Genomic DNA, 17,422 nt, shown 5'->3' with positions numbered 1-17,422 from the left:
CGTTTCAGTGGACGTCAAATTCACCACGAAGAGCCAGGAGGCCCTCTCCAGCGCCGCGATGAACGCGACCACGGCCGGCAACCCTCAAGTCGAGCCCGCCCATCTGCTCAAGGCCCTGATGGACCAGCGCGACGGCGTTGCGGTTGCCCTGCTCAAGGGGGCCGGCTCCGACCCCGACGCGGTCAGCGTTGCGGCGAGTTCCGCCATCAGGGCGCTGCCGGCAAGCTCCGGCACCTCGGTGGCCCAGGCGCAGCTCTCCCGTCAGGGCTTGCAGGCGATCCAGGCGGCCCAGCAGGAGGCGGAGGCCCTTGGGGACTCGTTCGTTTCAACCGAGCACCTGCTGCTGGGCATCGCGGCGGGCACCGATCCGGCGGCGAAGGCGCTGCGGGAAGCGGGCGCCTCGCTGGAAGCACTGAAGGCTGCGCTGCCCGGGGTGCGCGGGGACCGCAAGGTGAACAGCGCGGACCCGGAAAACACCTTCCAGGCGCTGGAGAAGTTCGGCACGGACCTGACTGCCGTGGCGCGCGCGGGCAAGCTGGACCCGGTGATCGGCCGGGACAGCGAAATCCGCCGCGTCGTGCAGGTGCTGAGCCGCCGGACCAAGAACAACCCGGTGCTCATCGGCGAGCCGGGCGTCGGCAAGACCGCCGTCGTCGAAGGCCTCGCCCAGCGGATTGTGGCGGGCGACGTCCCGGAGAGCCTGCGCGGAAAGACCTTGGTCTCCCTGGATCTGGGAGCCATGGTGGCGGGCGCCAAGTATCGCGGCGAGTTCGAGGAACGGCTCAAGGCTGTCCTCGAGGAGATCAAGAACTCCGACGGCCAGATCGTCACCTTCATCGACGAGCTGCACACCGTTGTCGGCGCCGGCGCCAGCGAGGGCGCGATGGACGCCGGCAACATGCTCAAGCCCATGCTGGCCCGCGGCGAACTGCGGATGATCGGTGCGACCACGCTGGATGAATACCGGGAGCGGATCGAGAAGGACCCGGCGCTGGAGCGCCGTTTCCAGCAGGTCTACGTGGGCGAACCCAGCGTGGATGACACCATCGGCATCCTGCGCGGGCTGAAGGAGCGCTACGAGGCGCACCACAAGGTTGCCATCGCTGACTCCGCCCTGGTCGCGGCGGCGACGCTCTCCAACCGGTACATCCCCGGCCGCCAGCTGCCGGACAAGGCCATCGACCTGGTCGACGAAGCAGCGTCCCGGCTGCGCATGGAGATCGACTCGGCTCCCGAGGAAATCGACCAGCTGCGCCGCGCGGTGGACCGCCTCACGATGGAGGAACTGGCGCTGCAGAACGAGACCGACGACGCCTCGCGCGAGCGGCTTGAGGCGCTCCGGGCCGACATGGCGGACAAGAAGGAGCAGCTGGCCGGGCTCAACGCGCGCTGGGAGGCGGAGAAGGCGGGCCTGAACCGGGTCGGCGAACTCAAGGCGCGGCTGGATGAGCTGCGTTCCGCTGCGGACATGGCCCAGCGCGAAGGAGACCTGGAGCGGGCGTCCCGGCTGCTCTACGGGGAGATCCCCTCGGTGCAGCGCGAGCTCGATGCTGCTGCCGCCGCGGAAGCACAGAACACGAACAAGGCGGACCTGATGGTCGCCGAGGAGGTCACCGCCGCGGACATCGCCGAGGTGATCTCGGCGTGGACGGGCATCCCTGCGGGCCGGCTGCTGCAGGGGGAGAGCCAGAAACTGCTGCAGATGGAACAGGTCATCGGATCCCGGCTCATCGGCCAGGCTGCCGCGGTGCAGGCCGTTTCGGACGCCGTGCGGCGTGCCCGGGCCGGCATCTCGGACCCGGACCGGCCGACCGGCTCCTTCCTCTTCCTCGGCCCGACCGGCGTCGGCAAGACCGAGCTCGCGAAGGCGCTCGCCGATTTCCTGTTCGACGACGAGCGGGCGATGGTCCGCATCGACATGAGCGAATACTCGGAGAAGCACTCCGTCTCGCGGCTGGTCGGTGCCCCTCCCGGATACGTCGGCTACGAGGAGGGCGGCCAGCTGACCGAGGCCGTCCGGCGCCGGCCCTATTCGGTGGTGCTGCTCGACGAGGTGGAAAAGGCGCACCCGGAGGTGTTCGACATCCTCCTGCAGGTGCTCGACGACGGACGGCTCACCGACGGCCAGGGCCGCACCGTCGATTTCCGCAACGTTATCCTGATTCTCACCTCCAACATGGGCAGCCAGTACCTCGTGGACCAGACCATCAGCGCCGAGGCGAAGCGGGACCTGGTCATGAACGTGGTGAACTCGTCCTTCAAGCCGGAGTTCCTGAACCGGCTCGATGACATCGTCATGTTCGACCCGCTCAGCGTCGACGAGCTCTCCCGCATCGTGGACCTGCAGGTCCAGTCTTTGGCCTCGCGCCTGCACGAACGCCGGCTGACGCTCGAGGTCACGGAGGGCGCTCGCGCCTGGCTGGCGCTCTCCGGCTACGACCCGGCCTACGGGGCGCGCCCGCTGCGCCGGCTGGTGCAGCGCGAAATCGGCGACCGGCTGGCCAAGGGGGTCCTCGCGGGTGACATCACGGACGGGGATACCGTGCTCGTGGACACAGCGGCCGACGTCGACGAACTCACCGCCGACGCCGTCGCGAACGGGGAAGCCGTCGCCGTCGGGCTCAGCGTGCGGCGGAAGGCCTAGCGCCTAACGGGCGAGGTTCCTGGTGATTGGGTCGCCGGCGCCGACGACGACGAAGCAGTCCACCCGGCGGTCGCCCTTCTGCCAGGTGGCCTCCGCGGGATAGGCCGTGACCTGCCTGAGGTCGTAGTCCTTGGCGGCGTCCGTCAGGGCGGCGGCCCGGCAGACCTCCTGGCCCTTGCCCTTGAGGCTGTCCGGGCCGGGATAGCTGTCATCGGCGCCGTAGTAGAAGGTGTTCACCAGCTGCGCGGAGTGGGGTGTGGTGCAGGAGACCAGCGTGGCCCGCGGCGCCTTGCCGTCGTAGTCGCGCATGCAGTCGCCCTTGTTGAAGTCCAGCGGCGAGACGTTGGCCCGGATGACGCCCTTCGCGTCCGGGCTTGCCGGGCTCGTGGGGACCGTCCGGGTCGGCGAGGGCCGGGTTTCGGCCGTGCCGGTGCTGCCGGGACGGTTCATGGGGCCGTTCACCGCGAACAGCAGCACCGCCAGGGCGACGACGGCGGCCGCGGCGACGCCCGCCAGCAGCCGCGCCCTCCGGTGGCTTGGCGGAGGAAGCGTGCTGTGCCCGGGGCCGGGAGGCTGCGGTTCGCTGGGGCCGTTCATGCTGCGGATCCGAGCCTTCCGTTCTGCCCCCGGGAGCGTCCTTTACCGGACTGACTTTACCGAAGCAGGTCCGTGGAGGAGTCTTCGTGCAGGAAGCTGTTTCGCCCAGCGCGGATAGCGGGCCGCCGGCGCGAAGTTTGTAACGAAACCATGTACCCTATAGTTACGACAAATTGACCGAATATTCCGGGGCCGCGTCGACATGCCCAGACGCCTACCCCGGATCGACGTACAGAGGGGGTCACGCCATGGGGCGCGGCCGTCAAAAGGCAAAAGCTACCAAGCAGGCCCGGGACATGAAGTACTTCAGCCCGGAGACCGACTACTCGGCACTACAGCGCGAGCTGCATGGTGCGCCGAGCCGTAGCTCGCAAAGCTACTCGGCACCGAGTTACTCCGATGATTTCGGGGACTACGAGGACAAGTACGCGGTTGGTTTCGATGACGATGACGACGACGAGGTAAAAGCCCGCCGCATCGGCTGATCCTTCGGAAGCGTCCGCCCTGCGCGCCCGCTTCCGCCGTGGTCTTCCAAGACAACAGCCCGGCACCTTCGCGGTGCCGGGCTTCTGTCGTATCTGCGTCGTCTCTGCCGGCGTCAGCGGTAGGAATTGACCATCCGCACGGCCCCGCCGTCGACGCCCTTGGCGCCCTGAACGTAGTCCGGTCCGGAGGTGTCCGCCCCCGCCTGGTCGGTGCCCACGGTGCCCATGACCCAGGCGGGCACGCCGCGCTCGGCGAGCTTGGCCAGCGCAGCGTCGGCGCCTGCCGCGTCAACGATCGCGACCATGCCTACACCGAGATTCAGTGTGCGCTCGAGGTCCGGAAGCGGGACGTTGCCGAGTTCGGAGACCAGGGTGAAGACGGGCGGCAGCTCCCACGTGGCGCGGTCGACAGTGGCCACCAGGCCCTGCGGCAGGACGCGGGCCAGGTTGGCGGCGAGCCCGCCCCCGGTGACGTGGCTGAAGGCGTGCACGCCGGCGGCGTCGTGCCGGGCGAGGTCCAGCACGTCAGCGGCATAAACCCTGGTCGGTTCCAGCAGCTCCTCGCCGAGGGTGCGGCCCAGCTCGGACACCTGACGGTCCAGGGACCAGCCGGCGACATTGATGACGCGGCGCACCAGCGAGTAGCCGTTGGAGTGCAGCCCGGAGGATGCCATGGCGATGACCACGTCGCCGGTCTTGACCCGGTCCGGGCCGAGCAGCTTGTCCGCTTCCACCACGCCGGTGGCGGCCCCTGCGACGTCGTACTCGTCGGCCTTGAGCAGGCCCGGGTGCTCGGCGGTCTCGCCGCCCACGAGGGCTGTGCCCGCCACGGAGCAAGCCGCGGCGATGCCGCGCACGATGTCGGCGATGCGCTCCGGGACCACCTTGCCGGTGGCGATGTAGTCGGTCATGTAGAGCGGCTCAGCGCCCACCACCACGATGTCGTCCACCACCATGCCGACGAGGTCGAAGCCGATGGTGTCGTGGATGTCCATGGCCTGAGCGATGGCCACCTTGGTGCCGACACCGTCGGTGGAGGTGGCGAGCAGCGGCTTGCGGTAAGTCAGCAGCGAGGACACATCGAACAGGCCGGCGAAACCGCCAACACCGCCCAGCACCTGGGGCCCGTGAGTTGCCTTGACCGCGTCCTTCATCAGCTCGACGGCCCGGTCACCTGCCTCGACATCGACGCCCGCGCTGGCGTAGGTGATTTCGGAGGGGGTGGCGTCGGGCCGGCTCATACTCGCTCTTTCTTGTCGGCGTCAGTCAACAGGGATTCCAGCTCCGCGCCCGGACCGGGATCGCAGGAACCGTTGGTCTGCTTGCCCGGGGCGCTTCCGCGTTCGAACAGGTTCTTGCCCAGCCGGTCCGCGTCCGGGAGCTCGATCGGATAGCTGCCGGTGAAGCATGCCGTGCAAAGGCGTTCACGGGGCTGTTCAGTGGCCTCGATCATGCCTTCCTCGGAGATGTAGCCGAGGCTGTCCGCGCCGATGGACGCCCGGACGTCGTCGACGCTGATTCCGGTGGCGACCAGCTCGGCGCGGGTGGCGAAGTCGATGCCGTAGAAGCACGGCCAGGTGATGGGCGGCGAGGAGATCCGCACATGGACCTCTGCAGCACCGGCCTCGCGCAGCATCCGCACGAGGGCCCGCTGCGTGTTGCCGCGCACGATGGAGTCGTCGATCACGACGAGGCGCTTGCCGCGCACCACGTCCTTGAGCGGGTTGAGCTTGAGCCGGATGCCGAGCTGACGGATGGTCTGGCTGGGCTGGATGAAGGTGCGGCCCACGTAGGCGTTCTTGACCAGGCCCTGCCCGTAGGGGATCCCGCTGGCTTCCGCGTAGCCGATCGCCGCCGGCGTGCCGGATTCCGGCGTCGGGATCACCAAATCGGCCTCGACCGGGAACTCCTTGGCCAGCTTGCGGCCCATCTCCACCCGGGCGGCGTGCACGCTGCGCCCGCTGATGGTGGTGTCCGGGCGTGCCAGGTAGACGTACTCGAAGACGCAGCCAGCCGGCTTGGGCTGGGCGAACTTCTGGGTGCGCAGGCCGTTCTCGTCGATCGCGATGAACTCGCCCGGCTCGATCTCGCGCACGAAGGAAGCGCCGACGATGTCCAGTGCCGCGGTCTCGGAGGCGACCACCCAGCCGCGCTCCAGCCGGCCCAGCACCAGCGGGCGGACACCCGAGGCGTCGCGGGCGGCGTAGAGCGTGCCCTCGTCCATGAAGGTGAAGCAGAAGGCTCCGCGGAGGGTGGGGAGGATCTCCAGCGCGGTTTCCTCGAGCGAATGCTCGGCGTCGCCCGCCAGCAGTGCGGTGACGAGGGCCGTGTCCGTGGTGTTGCCCTGGGCCAGCTCGCCGCTGCGGGGCTTGCCGTACCGCTCCAGCAGGATGTCGTAAAGGTCCGCTGTGTTGATCAGGTTCCCGTTGTGGGCGAGCGCGACAGTGCCCTGCGCGGTCGCGCCGAGGGTGGGCTGTGCGTTGGCCCAGGTGGAGGAGCCGGTGGTCGAGTAGCGGCAGTGTCCCACCGCAATGTGCCCGGTCAGCGTGTTCAGGGTCGTCTCATCGAAGACCTGGGAGACCAGGCCCATGTCCTTGTAGACGTTGATGCGTTTGCCGTCGCTGGTCGCTATGCCGGCAGACTCCTGTCCGCGGTGCTGCAGGGCGTACAGGCCGTAATAGGTGAGCTTCGCCACCTCTTCGCCCGGCGCCCAGACTCCGAAGACTCCGCAGGCGTCCTGCGGGCCTTTTTCACCGGGTAAAAGATCGTGGGAAAGTTTTCCGTCTCCGCGTGCCACTCCCCAATTGTCGCATGACCGGCGACGGCGGTTTAACCCTGGTCTTCCGGGACGCTCTGCTCCTCGGGACCGAGGGCCTGCACGGTGGCCTGCCTGCTCCGCCTGACGCTGATCCGGTCCAGCACGAGCGCGACGAGCGCGCCGAGCAGCACGCCGAAGATCGCGAAGAGCACCGAGAAGAAACCCAGGACGGTGCCGCGGTCGTAGTCGGGGTTGGCGGGGCCCGCGAAGGCGGCGATGCCGGCAGCGACGAGCCCGAGCACGCCGCCGAGCACCAGGAAGGGGACGAACCGCGGGGCCCGCCGAACCTGGATCTGGCGCTGCTCGGCCGGCTCCTGCGGGGGCGTGGGCTGCTCGGAAGTCATGCGTTAAAGCCTAGCGTCCCGCCGCCTGGCACTTGGTCAGAGCGGCAGCAGGGCCGAGAGGTCGGCGCGCAGCCCGGAGGCGGCCACCTTGCCCTGGGCGACGGCGTCGGCCCAGGGGAGGGCGCCCGTCACCATGGAAAGCCAGGTGGCGGCGTCGGTCTCGATGACGTTAGGGGGAGTCCCCCTCGTGTGCCGCGGACCGGCAACGCACTGGGTGACGCCGAACGGAGGCACCCGCACCTCGACGCTGTTGCCCGGCGCCCGCGCGGCCAGTTCCTCGAGCGAGTAGCGCACGGCGGTCGCCGTCGTCGTCCGCGGCACCGCACCGCCGGCTGCGGCGCTCCACTCCGCGAGGGCGGCGCGTCCGTCCGCAACGGGTATTCGACGTCGGGCAGCCATCAGTCGAGCAGCGCCGTCACGGCCGACCCCAGGCGGATCCGGCCCACAGTGCGGCCGCCGCCAAGTACCGGGGGAACCACCTTCTCCAACACCCCTGCCGCCGCCGGGATGTCCAGCGCGCCGCACGCCGCGAGCATGGTGAGCGCCACCAGCGAGGCTGCGCGGTCGTTGCCGTCGAGTATTTTCACGGCGACGGACGCGCCCGTTTCGGTCGCCATCGCGAGCACGCCTTCGGCGCCGCCCTTCGCCAGCACACCCAGGTCGTCCATGACCACGGTGTTCGGCCGGCCGCGGCCCTGGACGGCCCACGGGTAGTCCAGCATCGCGGTGGCAACGGTCGCGGCACGGGCGTCGGCGTCCTTGTCCCGCGGGGCCTTAGCGAGCCGCGAGTAGCCGCGAGCCAAACCGGTCAGGGAAACCGCAGCCACCGGAGCGCCGCAGCCGTCGGTGCCCAGATGCGCGATCGGCTCGCCGGTGTACTCCTCGATGACGGTCCGTACCCGCTGCTGCAGGGGGTGGTTCGGCTCGAGGTAGCTCTCCAGGTTCCAGCCGTTTTCAGTGCAGGCCCAGAGGAACGCGGCGTGCTTGCCGGAACAATTCATCGCGAGCTTCGACCGTCCGCGGTCCGTCCGCACGAGCCAGTCGCGTGCCTGCTCGTCAAAGGGCCAGTCCGCGGGGCAGCCGAGCCTGTCCGGTTCCACCCCCGCCTGCTTGAGCATCCCGGCAACGATATCCATGTGCTCGTGCGAGCCGACGTGGCTGGCGCAGGCGAGGGCCACCTGTGCCCCGCGCAGCGGAACGCCCGACTGCATCGAGGCCAGGGCCTGGAAAGGCTTCAGGCAGGACCGGGCGAAAACCGGAGCGTCAATGTCACCGAGGGCCGTCACCACCGAGCCGTCTCCCGCGACGACGACGGCCGAGCCGATGTGCCGTGACTCGATGAAGCCGCTGCGCTCCACGACGGCTAGCTCGACGGCGCTGGTCGCGGAAAACGTGTGGGACATGAAGGGCTTTCTGCTCGGCTGCGCTTTGTCCCAGTATGTCCCATGCGCCGGCGGGGCCTCTTGAAGACACTTCACAGACCTCACGGCACTTCGCGGGGCCCGGAGGCAGCACGTAGTCTTGAGCCTTGTGAAGGTACTTGTGATTGGCCCCGGCGGGCGCGAACATGCCATTGTCCGAGCCCTGCTGGCGGACCCGCACGTGAGCGAGGTGCACGCGGCCCCGGGCAACGCCGGGATTGCGGACCTCGTGCCCACCCATGCGATCAACGGCAACGATCCGCGCGAGGTCACCGAACTCGCGGTGCGTCTCGGCGTCGACCTTGTCGTTATCGGCCCCGAGGCTCCGCTCGCCGCCGGTGTCGCGGACGCCGTCCGGGGGGCCGGGATCCCGGTCTTCGGCCCGGGCAAGGACGCGGCCCAGCTGGAGGCATCCAAGGCGTTTGCGAAGCAGATCATGGCCGCCGCGAATGTCCCGACGGCGATGGCGCGCGTGGCAACGACGGAGGCCGAAGCTGCCGAGGCGCTGGACGCTTTCGGCGCCCCCTACGTCGTCAAGGACGACGGGCTTGCAGCAGGCAAGGGAGTCGTCGTCACCGAGGACCGCGAGGAAGCCCTGGCGCATGCCCGGAGCTGCTTCGAGGCGGGCGGCCAGGTGGTCATCGAGGAGTTCCTGGACGGACCCGAAGTGTCGCTCTTCGTCCTCTCCGACGGCCGGAACGTCGTCCCGCTCGCGCCGGCGCAGGATTTCAAGCGCATCCGCGACAACGACGAGGGCCCGAACACGGGCGGCATGGGCGCCTACTCGCCGCTCGAATGGGCGCCTGCCGGGCTGGTCCAGGAAGTCGTTGACCGGGTTGCGCAGCCCACCATCGACGAGATGGCCCGCCGCGGGACGCCGTTCGTCGGGGTGCTGTACTGCGGCCTGGCCCTGACCTCGCGCGGGATGCGCGTCATCGAGTTCAACGCCCGCTTCGGGGACCCGGAGACGCAGGCCGTCCTGGCCCGCCTCCGCACCCCGCTTGGCGGGCTGCTGCTGGCAGCGGCCAAGGGCGAGCTCGATGAGGCCGAGCAGCTCACCTGGGCCCGCGAAACGGCGGTCGCCGTCGTCCTGGCCTCTGCGAATTATCCGGACAAGCCCCGCACCGGGGACAAGATCGGCGGCCTCAAGAAGGCTGCGACCGTGCACGACGTGCACATCCTGCACGCGGGAACCAAGCTCGAGGACGGCAAGGTGGTGTCCGCAGGCGGCCGCGTGCTCGCCGTCGTCGCCCTGGGCGCGGATCTTGAGGAGGCGCGGGAGAAAGCGTACGAGTCGGTCGGCCTGATCAAGCTCGACGGCGGCCAGTACCGCCGCGACATCGCCGCGAAGGCCGCACGCGGGGAAATCACGGTACCGTACAGTGCGTCCGGCCTGCAGCCGGAGGTGGCACCGTGAGCGCCCCCGACCTCGCCGGCTGGCAGCACGTCTACTCGGGCAAGGTCCGGGACCTTTACATTCCCGCCCCGGACTCCGCACGCCCGCAGGACCAGGTCCTCGTCGTCGCCAGCGACCGGATCAGCGCCTACGACCACATCCTCGCCACCGAGATCCCGGACAAGGGCCGGATCCTGACGCAGCTGAGCCTGTGGTGGTTTGAGCAGCTCGACGACGTCGAGAACCACGTGCTCTCGACGGACGTTCCCGAGGCCGTGGCCGGCAGGGCGATGATCTGCAAGAAGCTGGACATGTTCCCGGTGGAATGCATCGCCCGCGGGTACCTGACCGGCTCCGGCCTGATCGAGTACCGCGCCTCCAGCACCGTGTGCGGCCTCGAGCTGCCGCCGGGGCTGGTGGACGGCTCCCGGCTGGACCGTGCCATCTTCACGCCGTCGGCCAAGGCCGAGGTCGGTGAGCACGACGAGAACATCAGCTTCGAGGCCGTGGTCGACGTCGTCGGGCCCGACGTCGCGGACCGGCTGCGTGAGCTGACGCTGAAGATTTACACGCGGGCCGAGGAGATTGCCCGGGAGCGCGGCATCATCCTCGCGGACACGAAGGTGGAATTCGGCCTGGACCCGGCCACCGGCGTGATCACGCTGGGGGACGAGGTGTTGACGCCGGACTCCTCGCGCTTCTGGGATGCCGCCACCTGGCAGCCCGGACGTTCCCAGCCGAGTTTTGACAAGCAGTATGTCCGTGACTGGCTCGTTTCCGATGAAGCCGGCTGGGACCGGTCCTCGGACTCTCCGCCGCCGGCCCTCCCGCAGGAAGTGGTCGAGAAGACCCGTGCGCGCTACGTGGAGGCCTACGAGAAGCTGACCGGCCTGACGTTCAGCTAAGGCCCGGTTTCAGTTCGCGGCCGGCTTGCCGGTCGCGGACTGGGACGCGGCGATCCGCTCGCTTGCCTGAATTTCAAGGACCAGGTCCCAGGCGAGGGCGGCACGGTCGGTGGCTCCCGCCTCGGTGAAGGCATCCCGAGCCTGCTGCAGGTAGCTGCGGGCTTCGGCGGCTTCTCCGGTCGCCTTCAACGCCTGGCCGAGGAGAAGGGCGACTTCACCAACTGTGTGACGGGCGAGACCTTCGCGGTCGTCGTAGATGTTCCGCAGGCGCGTGACCGCCGCGACGCTGTCGCCGGTGAGGTAGTCCCAGCGGGCGCGAATCTGTTCGACCTCCAAGCGGTCGCTTTTGTTTCCGCCGACGATCGAGAATGCGAGTTCCGTCCTCTCGATGCAACGCAGGGTCTCCGGGTCGGTGATCCCTGCTGACAGGCGAACCCAGGCGGAAGCCTTGTTGAACTGGGCCCACAGTTCAATGTCGCTGGCCGGCGAAAGGAGTTGCGATGCCTGTTCGTGGTGGCTAACGCCTTCTTTTAAGCTCATACGCAGAAAAGCCACGTTGCCGATAACCCAGTGCGCCTCGCCAGCTACTTGGCCATGGGCATGGTCTTGAACCAGCTCAGCCAAGTCGCTGCAATACCTCCACGCGTCGTCCAATGCTCCACTTTCCGCCAAGGCGGCGATCGCAGTTCGGAGAGCTTTGATATGAACGCTGGAGCCTTGCGGTAGTTCACGCGCTTGGGCGACTGCTTGATCGGCGAAGGTGACCGCCTCCTTGAGTAGCCCTTGTCCTTGGTAGGCCATCGCACGCAGCGTGAGTGCTTGCACGGCCAAGCCGGGCGACTCGGCCGTAAGCGGGTGGTCCATCAGTTCATCGGCGACAGTCTGACAACCAACGAAATCGCCCTCGAATAGCGAGCAGCGAGCCTGAAGAAAAGACATGTTCCACCAGGCGGTGGTGTTCTTTTGGTCCAGTGCAATTCGGGCGGCGTCCTCAGCATGCTGGCCGGCCGAGCTGTAGTCACGTAGGTCCCACGCCTGACGCGCAAGCAGCTCGGCCAGAACGAATTCAGCGTCACCGGGAGCGACGGGAGAACCCCACGCTTCCATCGTGTTCGGCGTCAATTCAAGCCTGCGGGCCAATTCTTCGATGACATCGGCGGTCGGCTCGCGGCGGCCTGTTTCCAAGAGCGAGATGTAGCTGGAAGAATACAAATTGCGTCCCAAGTCGGCTTGGGTGAGTCCGCGGGCAAGACGTTCTGCACGGAGTCTTTCTCCGAATCCGTTACCCAAGGATCCTCCTTCGCAGAGTTAGTGCCGCGTTTTGCTTGACAATTATTGTAGATCTAACTTTACAATGTCTGTCAACAAGGAAAATCACCTTGTTGGCTCGACCCGACAAAATAGAGGAACTCTCATGATCAAGAAGTATGGCGTTTCCCTGCTCGTGGCCGCAGCGCTCGCGTTGGTTGGCTTCTCCTCGCAGGCTGCTGTAACCGCAGTTGGCATCTGGCCCAACTCGGGTACCACCACCGCTGTTGGGATTTGGCCGAACTCCACCACCACCAACTAGCAGCTTCGCGGCGCGGCGCGTTTTCGATAGGTCCCAACTAGGCTTCCCCTAGCCCCAGGGGGAGATGAAATGGTGTATCCCCGGGTATCCGCGAACAATGCCCGGGGATGCATATTTCACAGCAGGCTGATGACGGCGGAGGAGTGGTCCGCCCCATCAGACTTCGGTTGGTTTTTTGGGTGCACCAGCCGGAGCTGCGGAGAGGGCCTCCCGCGACGCGAACGCGTGGGAGGCCCTTTTTCGTGCCCCCAGGCCCAGCGTCCCGCCAAGTCTGCCCGCCGATGCGCTGTTGCGGTGCTCAGGGGACGGATTCAGCGGATGGAGCATGCGTCCGCGGGCACAGTTGGCGCAGTGAACCGGCGAAGGCCTTAAACAACGATGCCCCCGGCCTAAGCCGGAGGCACCTGAGATCCGCAAGGATCCTGGTGGTCGGGGTGACAGGATTTGAACCTGCGACCTCGTCGTCCCGAACGACGCGCGCTACCAAACTGCGCCACACCCCGAATCCATCGCTTCGAGCGGGGCTCAAAAGCAACTTCTCAAGAATAGCCGACGGACGGCCAATCCGCGAAACCGGCGCCGCCGTCAGACGAGTGAGTCCCGCCACGCCCGGTGCAGGGCGGCGAAACGGCCTTCCCCGGAGATCAGCTCCGCCGGCGTCCCGTCCTCGACCACGCGCCCGTCATGGATCACCAGGACGCGGTCAGCGATCTCCACGGTGGACAACCGGTGCGCGATGATCAGTGCCGTGCGGCCCGCTCCATGGAACCCGCCCAGAAGCCGCCGGAGCCCGGCCTGGACCATCCGTTCGGACGGGATGTCCAGCGAGGAGGTTGCCTCGTCCAGGATGAGCACGGCCGGGCTCGCCAGGAAGGCCCGGGCGAAGGAAATCAGCTGCCGCTGGCCCGAGGACACGCGACCGCCGCGTTTGTTCACGTCGGTGTCGTAGCCGTCCGGGAGGGCCTCAATGAAGTCGTGCGCTCCCACCGAGCGGGCTGCCGCGACGATCTCCCCGCGGGTGGCCAAGGGGTTGCCGAGGGCGATGTTCTCGGCCACCGTGCCGCTGAAGAGGAAAGCTTCCTGGGTGACCATGACGACGGCGCGGCGCAGGTCCTCGTCCGAGACGTCGCGGACGTCCACGCCGTCGATGGTGAGCGAACCGTTGGAGACGTCGTAGAAGCGCGCGATGAGCTTGGCGAGCGTTGACTTGCCCGCTCCGGTCTGCCCCACAAGGGCCACCGTCTGCCCGGCGGGAATCTCCAGGTCCAGCCGGGGAATCACCACCGGCCCGTCGCCGTAGCGGAACTCCACGCCGTCGAGCCTGAGGCTGCCGCGCGGCTGCGTGAGCGGGACGGGGTGGCGGGGCGGCCTGACAGTGGGAACCTCTTCCAACAGCCCGGAGACTTTCTCCAGTGCCGCCTGGGCGGACTGGAACGAGTTGTAGAACATGGCCATCTGGTCCACCGGCTGGAAGAAGCGTTTGGTGTACAGAATCAGGGCCAGCAGCGCCCCCACCGCCATCCCGCCGTCGAGCACCCTGAAGCCGCCGGCCACCAGCACCACCGCCACCGTTACGTTCCCGATCAGCACTAGCCCCGGCTGGAAGATTCCGTTGAGGTTGATTGAGCGCACGGTGACCCGGCGGTAGTCCTCGGCGAGATCGCCGTAGCGGGCCGCGTTGGCGCGTTCGCGGCGGAAGGCCTTCACGGCCCTGATGCCGGTCATGGTTTCGACGAAGTGCACGATCAGGCTTGCCGATGCCACGCGTGAGGCGCGGAAGGCGATTTGGGAGCGCCGCTGGTACCAACGGGACAGCAGGTACATCGGGACCGACGCGAGCAGCACGAGCACGCCCGTTTCCCAGTCCAGGGCGAAGATCGACACGGCGGTGAACACCATGTAGGCGGCGCCCGAGGCGAGCGAGCCCACGCCGTTGTCCAGCAGCTCCCGGAGCGCCTCCAGGTCCGACGTCTGCCGGGAGATGATCCGGCCTGAGGTGTAGCGCTCGTGAAACTCGAGACTGAGCCGCTGGGTGTGCCGGAAGACGCGCAGCCGCAGATCGAGCAGCATGGCCTGGCTCAGCCGGGCTGTCGCGTTGACGTACGCGGCGGTGAGCAGCCCGGCGGCCAGCGCCGCGGCGCCGTAGCCGACGCCGGTGAAGGCGAGCGGGGCCGGGTTGCCGCTGCGCAGCGCCGGAAGAGCGTGGTCGATGCCGAAGGCGATCAGGGCCGGCCCTGCCACCCGCGCCGCCTGTGAGAGCAGGACCAGGACCACGGTGCCCGCGAAGGCTCCGCGGAGGGGCCTGAGCAGCAGCCCGAGCAGCCGCATGGAGCGCTGGCGGACGGACCGGCTGTCGGCCCGGCTCAGGCTGACGTTGTCCTCATCCGCCACGCCCGCGGGTGCGGGCCCGGTGCTCCGGGCGTTCTTGGGGCTCATGCCAGGGCCTCCTCTTCGTCCGCGCTGTCCAGGTCTTCCGGCTCGTCGGTCAGGCTCGCGAGGACGTAACGGTAGTGCGCGTTGCCGGCGAGCAACTCCTCGTGCGTGCCGACCGCGGAGATCCTGCCCTCCTCCAGCAGCGCCACCCGGTCCGCCAGCTGCACAGTGGAAGGCCTGTGGGCCACGATCAGGGTGGTGGTGTCAGCGAGGACCTCGCGGAGCCGCTCCTCGACCCTTTCCTCCGTGTTCACGTCGAGGGCGGACAGCGGGTCGTCCAGCACCAGCACGCCGGGGCGCGCGGCAATGGCGCGGGCCAGAGCCAGTCGCTGGCGCTGGCCGCCGGAGAGGCTCAGGCCCGCTTCACCGATGAGGGTGTCGACGCCGTCGGGCAGTGAGTAGGCAAAATGTGCCTGGGCGACGTCGAGGGCCTCGTCGAGCGCCTCCTCGGTCTGGTCCGGGGCGCCCAGCAAGACGTTGTCGCGCACCGAGCTGGAGAACAGGGTGGTGTCCTCGAAGGCAACGGCGACCCGGGTTCGCAGCGCCTCGAGCGGCAGCCCGCGCACGTCGGCGCCGTCCACGGCCACCTCACCCGCCGTGGTGTCGTACAGCCGCGGCACCAGCTGCAGCAGGGTGCTCTTGCCGCTGCCGGTGACACCCACCAGCGCCATCGTCTCCCCGGGCCGGACGTGCAGGTCCACCCCGTTGAGCACGTCGCGGGTGCCGGCATGCGCGTCCGGGTAGCGGAAATGGACCCCACGGAAGTCCAGCGCCCCGGACCCGGTTTCCGGGATCAGCTCCCGTCCCGGCGGCGGGTCAAGGATGGTGCTGGTTTCGTCCATGACGTCGAAGTGGCGGTCAATAGCGGTCTTGGCCGTGAGCGTCATGCCCATCAGCGGCCCGAGCGCCTCCACCGGCCCGGCGACGACGGCGGCGGTGGCGAAGAACGCGACGACGGCGCCGACCGTGAGCTGGCCGTCCGCGACGGTGAGGACGCCGACGACCAGGGCGAGTCCGAGAGCCAGCTCCGGGATCAGGGTGACGGCCAGGGCGAACGTGGCGAGGGTGCGGGCCTTGACGATCTCCGTCCGGCGCAGTTCCTCCGCCTGGTTGGAGAAGCTCTCCAGGGCCTCCGAGCCGCGGCCGAACGCCTTGAGCACCCGGATGCCCTGCACCGACTCCTCGACGGCCGTCGCGAGGTCCCCGGCCTGGTCCTGGCTCAGTCGGGACACCACCCGGTAGCTCGTCCTGAACCGGAAGCCGAAGATCACCACCGGGATGGCCGCCGCCAGGAAGACCAGCGCCAGCTGCCAGCTGGAGGCGAACATCAGCGCGACGCCGATGACGGTGGTCAGCGCGCACACCACCAGCATGAGGGCGCCGAAGGCCAGCCAGCGGCGGATGAGGTTCAGGTCGCTCATGGAGCGGGAGAGCAGCTGACCGGAGCCCCAGCGGTCGTGGAAAGCGACCGGCAGGTCCTGCAGGTGGCGGTAGAAGGCGACGCGCATCCCCGTCTCCACGGTGGTCGCGGGATTGATGACGAACTGCCGGCGCAGGGCAATGAAGCCGGCTTCTAGCATGCCGAGCCCCAGCACCGCTGCCGCCGCAGCCCAGAGCTGGGCGGGATCGCCTCCCCGGTGCAGGGCGCCGTTGACCAGTTCCCGCAGGACCTGGGGGACAGCCAGCGCCACCACGCTGGCGCCGAGCGCGCTGAACAGGCCCAGGGTGAGCCGGCCGAGGATCGGCCTCACATGGGGCTGGATGCGTCCGATGGATTCAAATAGCGTCGTCTGCGCGGCCATCTCATCTTCTTGTGCCGGAGTAGGTGATTACCTGTGGCAACTACTCTATGCCGAAGGCCGCGCGGCTCCGCTCAGGCAGGCGTGAGCGTGAGCAGCACGGCTTCCGGGCGGCAGGCGAACCTGACCGGCGCGAAGCGGGAGGTGCCGATTCCTCCGGACACCTCCAGCCAGCTTGAGCGTCCGCCGTGCTCCCACCGGGTGAGCCCCTTGGCCCGCCACGTCGGCAGGTCGCAGTTGCTGACCAGGGCACCGTAGCCGGGGACGCAGAGCTGGCCGCCGTGGGTGTGGCCCGCGAAGATCAGCTGCGCGCCGTCGTCGGTGAACCTGTCCAGCACGCGCTGGTACGGGGCGTGCGCAACGGCGATCTTCACCTGCGGGGACTGCGCCGCCTTTGCGCCCCCGGCCGGCCATCCCGCGTACTTTTCCCGGCGCAGGTGGGGATCGTCGACGCCGGTGAAGTCCAGGCGCAGGCCCTGCAGCGTCATCGACCCGGCGCGGTTGGTCAAGTCGAGCCAGCCGGCCGCGCCGAATCCCGAGTGCAGCCGGGCCGTGTCCAGCTCCTGCGGCTCCTTGCCGGTCATCCGCGACGGCCCGAGCAGATAGCTGGCAGGGTTCTTGAAGGTGGGGGCGTAGTAATCGTTGGAGCCGGGGACGAACACGCCCGGAACCTCCAGCAGCGGTCCGAGCGCGTCCAGCAGCGGGGCGATGGCATCCGGGTGGCTCAGGTTGTCCCCGGTGTTGACCACCAGATCCGGCTTCAGCCCGGCAAGTCCCCTGAGCCAGCGGGTCTTGATGTTCTGGCCCGGCACGAAGTGGATGTCCGAGAGGTGAAGGACACGGAGCGGCCCGGACCCCGCGGGCAGCACGGGCACGGCCTCCTCGCGCACAGTGAACGCGTTGCGCTCGAGCAGGCTGCCGTACGCCACGCACGCGGCGCCGACGGCAGCGCCGGTACCGACGACGCGGGCCAGGTTGCGGCCCAGCCGCGCGAGGCCACTTGGCATGGC

Annotated in this window: 15 protein-coding genes and 1 tRNA gene; 5 read left to right on the top strand and 11 right to left on the bottom strand. The window is 68.5% G+C overall.

Annotation, left to right across the window (positions count from 1 at the left end):
• The first annotated feature begins 7 nt into the window (after nt 1-7).
• Nucleotides 8-2,644: an ATP-dependent chaperone ClpB gene (gene clpB / locus KIH31_RS02040; RefSeq protein ID WP_214425382.1), complete on the top strand. Its 2,637-nt coding sequence runs from the start codon at nt 8-10 to the stop codon at nt 2,642-2,644.
• 3 nt (nt 2,645-2,647) lie between these two features.
• Here clpB and KIH31_RS02035 read toward each other — a convergent pair whose 3' ends face one another.
• Entirely contained in the window at nt 2,648-3,241 is a 594-nt protein-coding gene (locus tag KIH31_RS02035) for a septum formation family protein (protein ID WP_214425381.1), read from the bottom strand.
• Between the two features lie 248 nt (nt 3,242-3,489).
• Here KIH31_RS02035 and KIH31_RS02030 point away from each other — a divergent pair, with 248 nt between their 5' ends.
• Nucleotides 3,490-3,726, top strand: coding sequence for a DUF3073 domain-containing protein (locus KIH31_RS02030; protein ID WP_214425380.1), 237 nt, complete (start codon nt 3,490-3,492; stop codon nt 3,724-3,726).
• A 113-nt stretch (nt 3,727-3,839) separates the two neighbouring features.
• On the opposite strand, the gene purM is transcribed toward KIH31_RS02030, so the two are convergent.
• Genes purM through KIH31_RS02005 form a run of 5 tightly spaced genes read right to left on the bottom strand, consistent with a single transcriptional unit; the run spans nt 3,840 to nt 8,291 of the window.
• The gene (purM, locus tag KIH31_RS02025) at nt 3,840-4,967 is read right to left on the bottom strand and encodes a phosphoribosylformylglycinamidine cyclo-ligase (RefSeq protein WP_214425379.1); all 1,128 of its coding nucleotides are present in this window, start codon (nt 4,965-4,967) and stop codon (nt 3,840-3,842) included.
• The gene (gene purF / locus KIH31_RS02020) at nt 4,964-6,523 is read right to left on the bottom strand and encodes an amidophosphoribosyltransferase (protein WP_214425378.1); all 1,560 of its coding nucleotides are present in this window, start codon (nt 6,521-6,523) and stop codon (nt 4,964-4,966) included. Before purF ends, purM begins: the two co-directional genes overlap by 4 nt.
• A gap of 32 nt (nt 6,524-6,555) precedes the next feature.
• On the bottom strand, nt 6,556-6,888 hold the full coding sequence (locus KIH31_RS02015) for a hypothetical protein (RefSeq protein WP_214425377.1): 333 nt from the start codon (nt 6,886-6,888) through the stop codon (nt 6,556-6,558).
• Nucleotides 6,889-6,924: 36 nt separating this feature from the next.
• Nucleotides 6,925-7,290, bottom strand: coding sequence for a sterol carrier family protein (locus KIH31_RS02010; protein ID WP_214425652.1), 366 nt, complete (start codon nt 7,288-7,290; stop codon nt 6,925-6,927).
• Nucleotides 7,287-8,291: an asparaginase gene (locus tag KIH31_RS02005; RefSeq protein WP_214425376.1), complete on the bottom strand. Its 1,005-nt coding sequence runs from the start codon at nt 8,289-8,291 to the stop codon at nt 7,287-7,289. The genes KIH31_RS02010 and KIH31_RS02005 overlap by 4 nt, the downstream gene beginning before the upstream one ends.
• Before the next feature lie 127 nt (nt 8,292-8,418).
• On the opposite strand from KIH31_RS02005, the gene purD reads away from it, so the two are divergent.
• Nucleotides 8,419-9,726 (top strand): phosphoribosylamine--glycine ligase, encoded by a 1,308-nt coding sequence (purD, locus tag KIH31_RS02000; protein ID WP_214425375.1) that lies wholly within the window; start codon nt 8,419-8,421, stop codon nt 9,724-9,726.
• A complete protein-coding gene (locus KIH31_RS01995) occupies nt 9,723-10,610 on the top strand; it encodes a phosphoribosylaminoimidazolesuccinocarboxamide synthase (protein ID WP_214425374.1) in 888 nt (295 codons plus the stop codon). Before purD ends, KIH31_RS01995 begins: the two co-directional genes overlap by 4 nt.
• 9 nt (nt 10,611-10,619) lie before the next feature.
• On the opposite strand, the gene KIH31_RS01990 is transcribed toward KIH31_RS01995, so the two are convergent.
• Nucleotides 10,620-11,900 (bottom strand): helix-turn-helix transcriptional regulator, encoded by a 1,281-nt coding sequence (locus KIH31_RS01990; RefSeq protein ID WP_214425373.1) that lies wholly within the window; start codon nt 11,898-11,900, stop codon nt 10,620-10,622.
• A 124-nt stretch (nt 11,901-12,024) separates the two neighbouring features.
• On the opposite strand from KIH31_RS01990, the gene KIH31_RS01985 reads away from it, so the two are divergent.
• Complete coding sequence (locus tag KIH31_RS01985; RefSeq protein ID WP_214425677.1) at nt 12,025-12,180, top strand: hypothetical protein; 156 nt, start codon at nt 12,025-12,027, stop codon at nt 12,178-12,180.
• Nucleotides 12,181-12,606: 426 nt separating this feature from the next.
• On the opposite strand, the gene KIH31_RS01980 is transcribed toward KIH31_RS01985, so the two are convergent.
• From KIH31_RS01980 to KIH31_RS01965, 4 genes are all read right to left on the bottom strand, one after another.
• Nucleotides 12,607-12,683, bottom strand: a tRNA-Pro gene (locus KIH31_RS01980).
• A gap of 82 nt (nt 12,684-12,765) precedes the next feature.
• Entirely contained in the window at nt 12,766-14,616 is a 1,851-nt protein-coding gene (locus KIH31_RS01975) for an ABC transporter ATP-binding protein (RefSeq protein ID WP_214425372.1), read from the bottom strand.
• A complete protein-coding gene (locus KIH31_RS01970) occupies nt 14,613-16,415 on the bottom strand; it encodes an ABC transporter ATP-binding protein (RefSeq protein ID WP_214425371.1) in 1,803 nt (600 codons plus the stop codon). Before KIH31_RS01970 ends, KIH31_RS01975 begins: the two co-directional genes overlap by 4 nt.
• Before the next feature lie 71 nt (nt 16,416-16,486).
• On the bottom strand, nt 16,487-17,419 hold the full coding sequence (locus KIH31_RS01965) for a metallophosphoesterase (RefSeq protein ID WP_214425370.1): 933 nt from the start codon (nt 17,417-17,419) through the stop codon (nt 16,487-16,489).
• Between the last annotated feature and the right edge of the window lie 3 nt (nt 17,420-17,422).

Source organism: Paenarthrobacter sp. DKR-5, assembly GCF_018531425.1.
In the GTDB taxonomy this organism is placed as follows: domain Bacteria; phylum Actinomycetota; class Actinomycetes; order Actinomycetales; family Micrococcaceae; genus DKR-5.
This window is presented reverse-complemented; position numbering and strand designations above follow the sequence as displayed.

What these genes read in the sequence shown, in the direction of transcription:
- KIH31_RS01975 (WP_214425372.1), bottom strand. Translation starts at nt 14,616, where the DNA reads ATGAGCCCCAAGAACGCCCGGAGCACCGGGCCCGCACCCGCGGGCGTG.
- KIH31_RS02030 (WP_214425380.1), top strand. Translation starts at nt 3,490, where the DNA reads ATGGGGCGCGGCCGTCAAAAGGCAAAAGCTACCAAGCAGGCCCGGGAC.
- KIH31_RS01985 (WP_214425677.1), top strand. Translation starts at nt 12,025, where the DNA reads ATGATCAAGAAGTATGGCGTTTCCCTGCTCGTGGCCGCAGCGCTCGCG.
- KIH31_RS01965 (WP_214425370.1), bottom strand. Translation starts at nt 17,419, where the DNA reads ATGCCAAGTGGCCTCGCGCGGCTGGGCCGCAACCTGGCCCGCGTCGTC.
- KIH31_RS02005 (WP_214425376.1), bottom strand. Translation starts at nt 8,291, where the DNA reads ATGTCCCACACGTTTTCCGCGACCAGCGCCGTCGAGCTAGCCGTCGTG.
- KIH31_RS02035 (WP_214425381.1), bottom strand. Translation starts at nt 3,241, where the DNA reads ATGAACGGCCCCAGCGAACCGCAGCCTCCCGGCCCCGGGCACAGCACG.
- KIH31_RS02015 (WP_214425377.1), bottom strand. Translation starts at nt 6,888, where the DNA reads ATGACTTCCGAGCAGCCCACGCCCCCGCAGGAGCCGGCCGAGCAGCGC.
- purM (WP_214425379.1), bottom strand. Translation starts at nt 4,967, where the DNA reads ATGAGCCGGCCCGACGCCACCCCCTCCGAAATCACCTACGCCAGCGCG.
- KIH31_RS01970 (WP_214425371.1), bottom strand. Translation starts at nt 16,415, where the DNA reads ATGGCCGCGCAGACGACGCTATTTGAATCCATCGGACGCATCCAGCCC.